Genomic DNA, 12,807 nt, shown 5'->3' with positions numbered 1-12,807 from the left:
GCCATGCTGCTCTCACCCAATGCCATGAGCCGGCGCATGCGCGTCGGCCTCTACCTCACGACCGGCACCATCGCGGCCTTCCTGCTGCTGCCCATCGTGTTCATCGTCCTGCTGTCGTTCGGCTCCTCGCAGTGGCTGGTGTTCCCGCCGCCGGGCTGGACGCTGAAGTGGTACGGCCAGTTCTTCTCCAACCCCGAATGGATGAGCGCGGCGCTGGCCAGCCTGAAAGTGGCGATCCTCACCACGATCTGCTCGGTCGCCCTGGGCCTGCCTACCGCGTTCGCCCTGGTGCGCGGCAAGTTCCCCGGCCGCGAGCTGCTCTACGGGTTGTTCACCCTGCCGATGATCGTGCCGCTGGTGATCATCGCGGTGGCGGTCTACGCGCTGTTCCTCAAGCTCGGCTACACCGGCACGCTGTTCTCCTTCGTGGTCAGCCACGTGATAGTCGCGCTGCCGTTCACCATCATCTCGATCATCAACTCGCTGAAGCTGTTCGACCAGTCCATCGAGGACGCCGCGGTGATCTGCGGAGCGTCGCGCCTGCAGGCGGTGATGAAGGTGACCTTCCCGGCGATCCGCCCCGGCATGGTCGCCGGCGCGCTGTTCGCCTTCCTGGTCTCCTGGGATGAAGTAGTGCTGAGCGTGATGATGGCCAGCCCGACCCTGCAGACCCTGCCCGTGAAAATGTGGACCACCCTGCGCCAGGACCTGACTCCGGTGATCGCCGTCGCATCGACGCTGCTGATCGGCCTGTCGGTACTGGTGATGGTGATCGCCGCCGCCCTGCGCCGGCGCAACGAAATCCGCGCCTGAGCGCCGAGGTAAATGCCATGAGTGCCGTGATCCAAGAATCCCGCGAGCAGCAGACCCTGGTCAGCCTGCGCAACCTGAACAAGTTCTATGGCGACTTCACCGCCGTGGACAACATCTCCCTCGACATCCAGGACGGCGAGTTCCTCACCTTCCTCGGCTCCAGCGGCTCGGGCAAGAGCACCACGCTGTCGATGCTGGCCGGCTTCGAGACGCCCAGCAGCGGCGAAATCCTGGTCCAGGGCCAGTCGCTGGTGAACGTGCCGCCGCACAAGCGCGACATCGGCATGGTGTTCCAGCGCTACTCGCTGTTCCCGCACCTGTCGGTGCGCGACAACATCGGTTTCCCGCTGGACATCCGCAAGCAGAAGGGCGCCGAGCGCGACCGCCGCGTCGACGCCATGCTCAAGCTGGTGCAGCTGGACAAGTTCGCCCACCGCCGGCCGGCGCAACTCTCCGGCGGCCAGCAGCAACGCGTGGCCATCGCCCGCGCGCTGGTCTACGAACCACGCATCCTGCTGATGGACGAACCCCTCGGCGCGCTGGACAAGAAACTGCGCGAAGACCTGCAGGACGAACTTCGCCACCTGCACCGTCGCCTGGGCATCACCATCGTCTACGTCACCCACGACCAGGAAGAAGCCATGCGCCTGTCCCAGCGCATCGCCATCTTCAGCCACGGCAAGATCGTCGGCCTGGGCAGCGGCTATGACCTCTACCAGAACCCACCGAATGCCTTCGTGGCCTCGTTCCTCGGCAACTCCAACTTCCTCCGTGCCCGCGCCCATGGCAACGCCGCGGCGGAATTCGAAGGCCGCGCCCTGGCCATCCGCCCGACCGCCAACCTGCGCGAAGGCCAGGACATCCTGCTGATGGTGCGCCCGGAAAAAGCCCAGGTCCTCAGCCCCGCTCAAGCCGCTGCTACCCCGCTGGCAGCCGGCTGGAACGAAATCCCGGCGAAGGTCGCTGAGACGGTGTTCCTCGGCGAGAGCCTGACCTGCAGCGTGGTCACCGCCAGCGGCGCGACCCTGACGCTGAAGGAACTCTCCGGCAACACCCAGCCGCTCGCTCCCGGCAGCGAAGTCCGCGTGCGCTGGGCCGCTGCCGATGCCTGCGTGTACGACCAGTGGAACGAGAGCGACCTGACCAAGGGCGCGCACTGATTCGACTCTGACGTTTCATCCCTTGAACCCCCGGTTTTCCTTGTGGAGCCGGGGGCTTTTTTTGTGTGGAACTCTTGCCAAAACCGCGCTTTACCGGCGCTCTCGGCGAACGCTTGCGCATGCCGGAATCGATGGGTATCGCTGCGCTCCACACCATCCTACGTGGGTGCTCCGCCGTGATTTCGATGTGGGTGGGAATTCTGATCGCGGACAAGGTCCGCTCCTACGGGTAGGCAGCGGTGCCTTGCGGTTCGCGAGCAAGCTCGCTCCTACGAAGAACCAATGCCCCGCCCGGGCTCTGGCTCTGGCTCTGGCTCTGGCTCTGGCTCTGGCTCGAAAGACTTCCAGAGAAACATCCGCACGCGCCGAATGCCCCGTTCAGGAGGCCTCGTTGAAGCGGAGTTTCAGGGGTTGAGCGACATGGATGTCGCGAGAGCCGCGATGGGCCAGGGATGGCCCTTCGCGGCGTGCCCCTGAGACTTCGCTTCAACGAGGGTATTTTTCGCCCCAAGCGAAAAACCGGATGTCCGGGGCAAGACCTTTGCCTACTTTGGGGCGTTTGCCAAAGTAGGTCGCCCGAGGGGGCGAAACCACGGACTCTGCGCGTACGCCAAAGCGGCGCCAGAACGCCCACGTGGAGGCAGCAAATCCCAAATATTGGAGCCGGAGCACGCGCCGTCCCTGCCGACGATTCGCGGGCAGGGCCTGCTCCTACAAATGGCGCCGTAATGCAGAACTTCCTGGTAATACAGGAGCCCGCCGCGAAAGACATCGCGGACAAAGTCCGCTCCTACGAAACAGGATGCTCCGGCGCTGGGCAGGTTCGCGAGCAAGCTCGCCCCTACCACGGGGCGAGCTCGCGAGGAACGTCAGTCCTTCTTGCCCTTCTTGGCACTGGCGTAAGCCGCCTCCAACGCATCGTTGATGGTCTTGAGCACCTTCACCCGCGCATAGCGCTTGTCGTTGGCCTCCACCAGCGTCCACGGCGCGATCTCCGTGCTGGTGCGATCGACCATGTCACCCACCGCATCCACGTACTGGTCCCACTTGTCGCGGTTGCGCCAGTCTTCCTCGGTGATCTTGAAGCGCTTGAACGGAATCGACTCGCGCTCCTTGAAGCGCTCCAGCTGGGTGTCCTGGTCGATGGACAACCAGAACTTCACCAGCACGATGTTGTACTTCGCCAACTGCTCCTCGAAGTCGTTGATCTCCGCATAGGCGCGCAGCCAGTCGGCATCGGAGGCGAAGCCCTCGACCCGCTCCACCAGAACGCGGCCGTACCAGGAACGGTCGAAGATGGTGAACTGCCGGCGCGCCGGGATGTGCCGCCAGAAGCGCCACAGGTAGGGCTGTGCGCGTTCTTCCTCGGTGGGCGCGGCAATCGGCACGATGCGGTACTGGCGCGGGTCCAGAGCATCGGTGACGCGGCGGATCGCCCCGCCCTTGCCGGCAGCGTCGTTGCCCTCGAACACGGCGATCAGCGAATGGCTGCGGAAGCGCTTGTCGCGCATCAGCCCGGCCAGGCGCGCCTGCTCCTTGGCCAGCTGTTCCTTGTACTCGTCCTTGTCCAGCGACAGGCTCAGGTCCAGTGCATCCAGCAGGCCCTTGTTGTCCAGGCTGGCCACCAGCGGCGCGGCATGGGGCTGCGGGGTCGGGCGGTCCTTGCGCTTGAGCGCGGCCTGCAGGCTTTCGAGGATGGTGCGGCCGACCGTCAGGCTGCGGTAGCGCTCATCGGAGCCCTCGACGATGTACCAGGGCGCATAGTCGCGGCTGGTGCGGCGCAGCACGCGCTCGCCGTAGCGCACGAACTTGTCGTAGACCTCGCTCTGCTTCCAGTCGATCTCGCTCAGTTGCCAGCTGCGGGTGGGGTCGTTGTCCAGCGCCTTGAGGCGCTCCTTGAGCTGCTTCTTGGAGAGGTGGAACCAGAACTTGAAGATCAGCGCACCTTCGTCGGAATACATCCGCTCGAAGCGCTCGGCGTCGTTGATCAGGCCGTCGAGCTGGCTGTCCTTGATCTCGCCGGTGACCCGCGCATAGAGCATCTGGCTGTACCAGTTGCCGAAGAAGATGCCGGTCGTGCCCTTGGGCGGCAGGCGGCGCCAGAAGCGCCACTGCGGCGGCCGCGAGAGTTCCTCGTCGGTGGGCAGGAGGAAGCTCTCGACGCGGATCAGGCGCGGGTCCATCCACTCGTTGAGCAGCTTCACCGTCTCGCCCTTGCCGGCGCCCTCGATGCCATTGATCAGGATGATCACCGGGAAGCGCGCCTGCTGCTTGAGCTCGTACTGCGCCTCCAGCAGGGCCTCGCGCAACACCGCGACTTCCTTCTCGTAGGTTTCCTTGTCGATGGAATGACCGATCTCGGCGGATTCGAACATGCACCTCTCCTTGTCTCGAAGTGAGTAAAAGGTAGCGGATGTGACGCAGGCTGTCTGCGCAGCGGATCAGCTAAACTCCCCGCTTCGTTTCACAGCCCTGCCTTCCTTCATGCCAGACATCCATAGCGCCCAGATCGACTGGGACGAGAACGGCCAGCCCACCTCCCGCGCCTACGGCGACGTGTATTTCTCGCCCGTCTCCGGTATCGCCGAGACGCACCACGTGTTCATCGACGGCAACCGTCTGCCCGAGCGCTTCGCCGCGTTGCCCGCCGGCGGGCGCCTGTGCATCGGCGAGACCGGCTTCGGCACCGGGCTGAACTTCCTCTGCGCCTGGCAACTGTTCGAGGAGCGCGCGCCAGCGGATGCACGGTTGCACTTCGTCAGTACCGAGAAGTACCCGGTGGCGCCGGACGACCTGCGCCGCGCCTTCGCCCTCTGGCCGGAGCTGGCCCCCCTCTCGGCGCAGCTGCTGGAGCAGTACGTCGCGATCAACCCCGGCTTCCAGCGTTTTGTCTTCGCCGGTGGCCGCGTGGTGCTGACCCTGCTGGTGGGCGACGTACTGGACACCCTGCCCGAGCTGGACGCGCGCATCGACGCCTGGTTCCTCGACGGCTTCTCCCCGGCGAAGAACCCGGAGATGTGGAACGACGCACTCTATGCCCAGCTCGCCCGACTCTCGGGGCCAGGCACGAGCATCGCCACCTTCACCAGCGCCGGCTTCGTCCGCCGCGGCCTGGGCGCCGCCGGCTTCAAGGTTCGCCGCACCCTGGGTTTCGGCAAGAAATGGGAAATGTCCCAGGGCGAATTCCTCGGCGTCGAACAGCCGGCGAGCAAACCCTGGTACAGCCGCCCCATCCGCTCGAATGGCGCGCGCGAAGCCCTGGTGATCGGCGGCGGTATGGCCGGTTGCGCCAGCGCCGCCAGTCTGGCCGCTCGGGGTTGGCAGGTGACGCTGATCGAGCGTCACGCGGGCCTCGCCGAGGAAGCCTCGGGCAACCCGCAGGGCGTGCTCTACCTCAAGCTCTCCGCCCACGGCACCGCGCTGTCGCGGCTGATCGTCAGTGGTTTCGGCCACACCCGGCGGCTGATCCAGCGCCTGCAGAAAGGCGCGGAATGGTCCGATTGCGGCGTGCTGCAACTGGGCTTCGATGATGCCGAGGCACAGCGCCAGGCCAAGCTGGCCGAGGCCTTCCCGGCCACCCTGCTGCGCCAGCTGGACAAGGCCGAGGCCGAAGCCATCGCCGGTATCGGCTTGCCCGCGGGCGGGCTGTTCTATCCCGAAGGCGGCTGGGTGCATCCGCCGGCGCTGTGCCGCCATCTTGCGCAGCATCCGAACATCCGCGTGCTGACTGGCGCGGAAGTCCGCCTGCAACGCGAAGCCGATGGCTGGAGTGCCTGGAGTGGCGAGCAGAAGCTCGCCAGCGCACCCATTGCCATCCTGGCTACCGCCGCCGAAGTACGTCGCTTCGCCGGCGCCGAAACGCTGCCGATGAAGCGCATCCGCGGGCAGATCACCCGCCTGCCGGCCACCACCGAAAGTGCCGCGCTGAGCACGGTCGTCTGCGCCGAAGGCTACGTCGCCCCGCCGCGCCACGGCGAGCACACCCTGGGCGCCAGTTTCGAATTCAAGCGAGACGACACTGAGCCATCCTTGGAAGAACACCTGGGCAACCTCGACCTGCTGGCAGAGATATCCACAGACCTGAGCGAGCGCCTGCACATCGCCCAGCTCGACCCGGCCACGCTGCAGGGCCGCGCCGCCTTCCGCTGTACCACCCCGGACTACCTGCCGCTGGTGGGCCCGCTGGCGGATCGCGAAGCCTTCGCCCAGGCTTACGCGGTGCTCGGCAAGGACGCGCGCCAGGTGCCGGAAACGCCCTGCCCCTGGCTCGACGGCCTGTACCTGAACAGCGCCCACGGCTCGCGCGGGCTGGTCACCGCGCCGCTGGCCGGCGAACTGCTGGCGGCGTGGATCGACGACGAAGCGCTGCCGGTGCCGCGCGCCGTGGCCGAAGCCTGCCACCCGAACCGTTTCTTCCTGCGCGACGTAGTGCGCGGCCAGAAGAACTCCTGAACATCTCGCGGCCTATCGAGCGGGCCGCGACCAGCCTCCAGAGCGGACCACCGACATGGATGCACTGCTGCTTGAATCCTCCGCCATCGGCCTGATCCTCGGGCTGCTGCTGGGCCTGACCGGTGCCGGCGGCTCGCTGGTGGCGCTGCCGCTGCTGCTCAGCCTGCACCTGCCGCTGCACGACGCCATCGGCGTCAGCCTCGGCGCCGTAGCGCTGTCCGCGGCCATTGGTGCGATACCGCGCGCGCGGCACGGCCAGGTGGCCTGGAAGCCGCTGTTCTGGCTGGTGATCACCGGCTGGCCGGGCAATGCGGTGGGCCAGTGGCTGGGCAAGTTCATCCCCGATGGCTGGCTGATCGTCGGCTTCTGCGTGCTGGTGCTGTGGTCGGCCTGGCGCATGTGGAAGGGCTCGCAGCAGGAGCGCACCGGCGGCCAGGCGATGCGCAACGGCCCGCTGCTGGGCGTCGGCCTGGCGGTGGGTTTGCTGTCCGGCCTGATGGGCGTGGGCGGCGGCTTCCTGATCGTGCCGGGGCTGCTGTGGTTCACGCCACTGTCGATGATGGCGGCGACGGCGACTTCCATGGCGGTGATCGCACTGGTGTCCGGCGGTGGCTTCCTGCTCTACCTCACCCATGCGCAACCACCACTGCCGCTGCTGGCGTGCCTTGCCGGCGGCGGTGCGCTCGGTGTGCTGTTCGGCAATCGCCTGGCGGTACGCCTGGGCGGCGCGACGCTGCAGCGCCTGTTCGCGCTGATGCTGGTGGCGGTCAGCCTGTCGCTGGCGGCGCAGAAACTGATGAGCTGACGGCTCTGAACCGATAAGCTGACGGCTCTGCCTCAGAACTCCTCTTCTTCCTCGGCGCCGGCTCCCGGCGTCTCGAATAGCTCGGCCGCGCGCAGCAGCCCCGCGAGAATCGCGTGCTGCTCCCATTCCGGCAGCCCGGCGAAACGTTCCAGGGCATGCTCGGGCAGGAGCTCCGGGCCGTGCTTGAGCGCCTTACGCCCCTCGGCTTCCAGGCTCAGCCACTGCTTGCGCCGGTCATCGTCGTCACGCCGACGGCTCAGCAGGCCCTTGCTTTCCAGACGCGCCAGCGCGCTGGAAATCGACGACTGCGACAGCGCCACCTGGCGCGCCAACTGACCAGCGGTTATCTCACCCTCCAGCTCCACCACCTGCAGGATCAGCAACTGCAGCGGCGTCAGTTCGCCGTCGCGGCCCAGGCTCTTGGAGTGCACTTCGGCCGCCTGTTGCAGGCGCCGCAGGGCCTGCAACATCGCCAGTGCATGGGCGTTGCGCATTGAAGTCTTGCTCTCGGCCATCTCGGTCCACCTGCTGCTCCGTCACATTTCCTCAATGAAATCAAATAGAACTCTCGCCAGATCGACGGGTCATCCCCTAAGGCGTCCATGAGGCGCCACCCACTTCATCCCCAACGGAGTACCGGTAAGGAAATGTGCGGACTAGCTGGAGAGTTACGTTTCGACAAACAGGCTGCGGATCTTGCCGCGGTCGAACGCATCACCCATCACCTCGCCCCGCGAGGCCCCGATGCCTGGGGCTTCCACAGCGAAGGGCCGGTGGCCCTGGGGCACCGGCGGCTGAAGATCATGGACCTTGCCGAAGCTTCCGGTCAGCCGATGATCGACACCTCGCTGGGCCTGTCGCTGGTGTTCAACGGGGCAATCTACAACTACCCCGAACTGCGCGGCGAGCTGGAAGCCCTTGGGTACCGCTTCTTTTCCGGAGGCGACACCGAAGTACTCCTGAAGGGATACCACGCCTGGGGTGAACAACTATTGCCACGCCTCAATGGCATGTTCGCTTTCGCCATCTGGGAACGCGACAAACGGCGCCTGTTCATCGCCCGCGACCGCCTCGGCATCAAGCCGCTGTACCTGTCGCAGAACGGCAAGCGCCTGCGCTTCGCCTCCAGCCTGCCGGCGCTGCTCAAGGGCGGCGACATCGACCCGGCGCTGGACCCGGTGGCACTGAACCACTACCTCAACTTCCACGCCGTGGTCCCCGCGCCGCGCACCCTGCTGGCCGAGGTGCAGAAGCTGCCGCCGGCCACCTGGATGACCATCGACGCCGACGGCCACACCGAGCGCCAGCGCTGGTGGACCCTGGACTACGGCCCGCTGCCGGATGAGCGCGAGCTGACCCTGGACGATTGGGAAGACCGCCTGCTCAGCAGCCTGCGCGATGCCGTGAGCGTGCGCCAGCGCGCGGCCCGCGAAGTCGGCGTGCTGCTCTCCGGCGGGGTGGATTCCAGCCTGCTGGTCGGCCTGCTGCACGAGGCCGGAGTCGAGGACCTGCTGACCTTCTCCATCGGCTTCGAAGATGCCGGCGGCGAGCGCGGCGACGAGTTCCAGTATTCCGACCTGATCGCCAAGCGCTACGGCACTCGCCATCACCAGTTGCGCATCGACGAGAACGAAGTCATCGCGCAACTGCCGGCAGCCTTCCGCGCCATGAGCGAGCCGATGGTCAGCCACGACTGCATCGCCTTCTACCTGCTCTCGCGGGAAGTCTCGAAGCACTGCAAGGTGGTGCAGAGCGGCCAGGGCGCCGACGAGCTGTTCGCCGGCTACCACTGGTACCCGAAGGTGGCTGGCGCCAAGGACCCGCTGCAGGCCTACCGTGCGGCGTTCTTCGACCGCACTCACGGCGAATACCTGGACACCGTGCGCGAAGCCCTGCGGGTGGAAGACGTGGCCAGCGAGTTCGTCCGCGACCACTTCGCCCAACCCGGCGCCGAAGACCCGGTGGACAAGGCCCTGCGCCTGGACAGCACCATCATGCTGGTCGACGACCCGGTCAAGCGTGTGGACAACATGACCATGGCCTGGGGCCTGGAAGCCCGCGTGCCGTTCCTCGACTACCGCGTGGCGGAGCTGTCGGCGCGTATCCCGTCGCGCTTAAAGCTCGGCGACGGCGGCAAGCAGGTGCTCAAGGCCGCCGCGCGCAAGGTCATCCCCAGCGAGGTGATCGACCGGCCCAAGGGCTACTTCCCGGTGCCGGGCCTCAAGCACCTGCAAGGCAATACCCGCGCCTGGGTCAGCGAACTGCTGCTGGACCCGAGCCAGGACCGTGGGCTGTTCGAGACGGCGATGTTCGACCGTCTGCTCAGCGACCCGGCAAGCGACCTCACCCCGCTGCGCGGTTCCAAGTTGTGGCAGTTGGCGGCCCTCAACCTCTGGCTGACGGAACAAGGCCTGTAGAGCCGGACGACGCCGCGCCCGCGCGGCGTCGTCCTTTCCAGCAGCCCAGGACAGAAGCCTTATCAGGGAGCGCAAGATGAAACCCCATTCCAACCTGCCCCATCCCCACAACCAGCGGTTGCTGCGCGGCCAGACGCCGACCTACGAGCGGCTGCAGGCACGCTTCGCCGGCGACCACGCGGAAAGCCATGGCCCGCTGATCCTGCAATGCGGCTGGGGCCGGTTGCTGATCGGCCACACCTTCTCTACCCCGAGCAAGCTCGCCGCCGAACTGCTCAACGAGCGCCCCGGCGAACGCGACATCGCCCTCTATGTGGCAGCGCCGCAGCAGGTACTGGCCAACGCGCCGCAGCAACTTTTCCTCGACCCCTCCGATGCGCTGCGCCTGTGGTTCACCGACTACCGCCCGGCGCGCCGGCCGTTTCGCGGCTTCCGCATCCGCCGCGTGCACAGCGATGACGACTGGACGGCGATCAACCGCCTGTACCTGTCGCGCGGCATGCTGCCGGTCGACCCGTCCAACGTCACCCCGCGCCACCAGGGCGGCCCGGCCTACTGGCTGGCGGAAGACGCCGAGACCGCCACGGTGATCGGCACCGTGATGGGTATCAACCACGCCAAGGCCTTCCGCGATCCGGAAGGCGGCTCCAGCCTCTGGTGCCTGGCGGTCGACCCGCAGTCCAGCCGGCCCGGCGTCGGCGAAGCGCTGGTGCGCCACCTGATCGAACATTTCATGAGCCGCGGCCTGGCCTACCTCGACCTGTCCGTGCTGCACGGCAACCAGCAGGCCAAGTCGCTGTATCGCAAGCTGCGCTTCCGCGAGCTGCCGACCTTCGCGGTGAAGTGCAAGAACGGCATCAACCAGTCGCTGTTCCTCGGCCCCGGCCCGGAGGAAGGCCTCAATCCCTACGCGCGGATCATCGTCGATGAAGCCCATCGCCGGGGCATCGAGGTGCAGGTGCAGGACGCCGACGCCGGCCTGTTCACCCTCACCCAGGGCGGCCGGCGCATTCGTTGCCGCGAGTCGCTGTGCGACCTCACCAGCGCCGTGAGCATGAGCCTGTGCCAGGACAAGACCCTCACCCACCGTGCCCTCGACCGCGCCGACCTGCGCCAGCCGCAGCAGCGCCTGGCGGGTAGCGCGGAAGACAACGCGGCGTTTCTCGAAACCCACGGCGCACTGGTGGTCAAACCGGTGGACGGCGAACAGGGCCAGGGCGTTGCCGTGGACCTGCGCACCACCGAAGAAGTCGAGGAAGCCATCGCCCACGCCAGGCAGTTCGACACCCGGGTAATCCTCGAGAGCTACCACCCCGGCCAGGACCTGCGCATCGTGGTGATCGGCTACGAAGTGGTGGCCGCCGCCATTCGTCGACCCGCCGAGGTGATCGGCGATGGTCGGCACAGCATCCGCAAGCTGATCGAGGCGCAGAGCCGCCGACGCCAGGCCGCCACCGGCGGCGAGAGCCGCATCCCGCTGGACGGCGAAACCGAACGCACGCTGAGCGCTGCCGGCTTCAGTTACGACGACGTGCTGCCCAGCGGCCAGCGCCTGGCCGTGCGGCGCACCGCCAATCTGCACACCGGCGGCACCCTGGAAGACGTCACCGAGCGCCTGCACCCGGCGCTGGCGGATGCCGCCATTCGCGCGGCGCGGGCGCTGGAGATTCCGGTCACCGGCCTCGACCTGCTGGTGACCGAGGCCGACCAGGCGGACTACGTGATCATCGAAGCCAACGAGCGACCGGGCCTGGCCAACCATGAGCCGCAGCCCACCGCCGAGCGCTTCGTCGACCTGCTCTTCCCGCTCAGCCGCGAACTGCTGCACCGCGACAGCCGTGACCAGTCCTATCCCAACGAGGAGGCTCCGGCATGACCCCATTGCCACAACCGGATTTGAACTACCTGCAGCGCGTGCTGCTGGAAATGCTCGCCATCCCCAGCCCCACCGGCTTCACCGACACCATCGTGCGCTATGTTGCCGAGCGGCTGGAGGAGATCGGCGTGCCCTTCGAGATGACCCGCCGCGGGACCATCCGCGCCACCCTGCTGGGCCGGCGCAAGAGCCCGGACCGCGCGGTCTCGGCGCACCTGGACACCATTGGCGCGATCGTCCGCGAGATCAAGCCCAACGGCCGCCTGGCACTGGCGCCGGTAGGTTGCTGGTCGAGCCGGTTCGCCGAGGGCAGCCGGGTCACGGTGTTCTGCGAGAACGGCGTGTTTCGCGGCAGCGTGCTGCCGTTGCTGGCCTCCGGGCACGCGTTCAATACCGCCGTGGATACCCTGCCGATCAGCTGGGATCACGTCGAGCTGCGCCTGGACACCTACACTGCCAGCCGCGCCGACAGTGAAACCCTGGGCGTGGCCATCGGCGATTTCGTCGCCTTCGACCCGCTGCCGGAGTTCACCGAGAGCGGCCACATCAGCGCCCGCCACCTCGACGACAAGGCCGGCGTCGCCGCGCTGCTGGCCGCGCTGAAGGCCATCGTGGAAAACGGCCAGGTACCGCCCATCGACTGCCACCCGCTGTTCACCATCACCGAGGAAATCGGCTCCGGCGCGGCCGGCGCGCTGCCCTGGGACGTCAGCGAGTTCGTCGGCATCGACATCGCCCCGGTGGCCGAGGGGCAGAACTCCAGCGAGCATGCGGTGAGCGTGGCGCTGCAGGATTCCGGCGGCCCATACGATTTCCACCTCTCGCGCCATCTGCTGCGCCTGGGCGAACGCCACGAAGTACCGGTGCGGCGCGACCTGTTCCGCTACTACCACAGCGATGCACAGTCGGCGATCACCGCCGGCCACGACATCCGCACCGCACTGCTGGCCTTCGGCTGCGACGCCACCCACGGCTACGAGCGCACCCATATCGACAGCCTCGCTGCATTGTCGAAGCTGCTCACCGCCTACATGCTCAGCCCGCCGGTATTCGACAGCGACGCGGAACCCAGCGAGGGCACGCTGGAGCGCTTCAGCAAGCAGCTGGAACATCCGGTGCACATGGAAAGCACTACCCATGTGCCGCCCGTGGACGACCTGATCGACAGCGGCGACTCGCCCGACAAGGGCAAGGACAGCGCCGCGGACGGCGACAAGAGCAGGAACTGAAGCTGCACACGGCGCAGCGCGGGACTACAATCCCGCGCTGCGATTCATGAGTGCC

9 protein-coding genes are annotated in these 12,807 nt (G+C 67.0%); 7 read left to right on the top strand and 2 right to left on the bottom strand.

The window, feature by feature from the left end; all coding sequences use genetic code 11:
• Window positions 1-3 precede the first annotated feature (3 nt).
• Both QO207_RS10975 and QO207_RS10970 read left to right on the top strand, forming a co-directional pair.
• Window positions 4-813: an ABC transporter permease gene (locus QO207_RS10975; protein ID WP_045209934.1), complete on the top strand. Its 810-nt coding sequence runs from the start codon at window positions 4-6 to the stop codon at window positions 811-813.
• Between the two features lie 17 nt (window positions 814-830).
• Window positions 831-1,973, top strand: coding sequence for an ABC transporter ATP-binding protein (locus tag QO207_RS10970; RefSeq protein WP_301532450.1), 1,143 nt, complete (start codon window positions 831-833; stop codon window positions 1,971-1,973).
• A gap of 869 nt (window positions 1,974-2,842) precedes the next feature.
• Here QO207_RS10970 and pap read toward each other — a convergent pair.
• Window positions 2,843-4,348: a polyphosphate:AMP phosphotransferase gene (gene pap / locus QO207_RS10965; RefSeq protein ID WP_301532449.1), complete on the bottom strand. Its 1,506-nt coding sequence runs from the start codon at window positions 4,346-4,348 to the stop codon at window positions 2,843-2,845.
• A gap of 109 nt (window positions 4,349-4,457) precedes the next feature.
• On the opposite strand from pap, the gene mnmC reads away from it, so the two are divergent.
• Together mnmC and QO207_RS10955 are read left to right on the top strand one after the other, a co-directional pair.
• Window positions 4,458-6,425: a bifunctional tRNA (5-methylaminomethyl-2-thiouridine)(34)-methyltransferase MnmD/FAD-dependent 5-carboxymethylaminomethyl-2-thiouridine(34) oxidoreductase MnmC gene (mnmC, locus tag QO207_RS10960; RefSeq protein ID WP_301532448.1), complete on the top strand. Its 1,968-nt coding sequence runs from the start codon at window positions 4,458-4,460 to the stop codon at window positions 6,423-6,425.
• Window positions 6,426-6,480: 55 nt separating this feature from the next.
• A complete protein-coding gene (locus QO207_RS10955) occupies window positions 6,481-7,230 on the top strand; it encodes a sulfite exporter TauE/SafE family protein (RefSeq protein WP_301532447.1) in 750 nt (249 codons plus the stop codon).
• 32 nt (window positions 7,231-7,262) lie between these two features.
• Here QO207_RS10955 and QO207_RS10950 read toward each other — a convergent pair whose 3' ends face one another.
• A complete protein-coding gene (locus tag QO207_RS10950) occupies window positions 7,263-7,745 on the bottom strand; it encodes a MarR family winged helix-turn-helix transcriptional regulator (protein ID WP_301532446.1) in 483 nt (160 codons plus the stop codon).
• A gap of 132 nt (window positions 7,746-7,877) precedes the next feature.
• Between QO207_RS10950 and QO207_RS10945 the strand changes: the two genes are divergently transcribed.
• The 3 genes from QO207_RS10945 to QO207_RS10935 all read left to right on the top strand — a co-directional run bounded on the left by QO207_RS10945 (window position 7,878) and on the right by QO207_RS10935 (window position 12,752).
• Window positions 7,878-9,647: an N-acetylglutaminylglutamine amidotransferase gene (locus QO207_RS10945; RefSeq protein WP_301532445.1), complete on the top strand. Its 1,770-nt coding sequence runs from the start codon at window positions 7,878-7,880 to the stop codon at window positions 9,645-9,647.
• Between the two features lie 76 nt (window positions 9,648-9,723).
• A complete protein-coding gene (gene ngg, locus QO207_RS10940; protein WP_301532444.1) occupies window positions 9,724-11,523 on the top strand; it encodes an N-acetylglutaminylglutamine synthetase in 1,800 nt (599 codons plus the stop codon).
• The gene (locus tag QO207_RS10935; protein WP_301532443.1) at window positions 11,520-12,752 is read left to right on the top strand and encodes an osmoprotectant NAGGN system M42 family peptidase; all 1,233 of its coding nucleotides are present in this window, start codon (window positions 11,520-11,522) and stop codon (window positions 12,750-12,752) included. Before ngg ends, QO207_RS10935 begins: the two co-directional genes overlap by 4 nt.
• The last annotated feature ends 55 nt before the right edge of the window (window positions 12,753-12,807 follow it).

It is taken from the genome of Pseudomonas sp. CAN1 (genome assembly GCF_030462585.1).
In the GTDB taxonomy this organism is placed as follows: domain Bacteria; phylum Pseudomonadota; class Gammaproteobacteria; order Pseudomonadales; family Pseudomonadaceae; genus Pseudomonas.
Note: the sequence above shows the minus strand (reverse complement) of the source record. Positions and strands in the feature narration are given on the sequence as shown.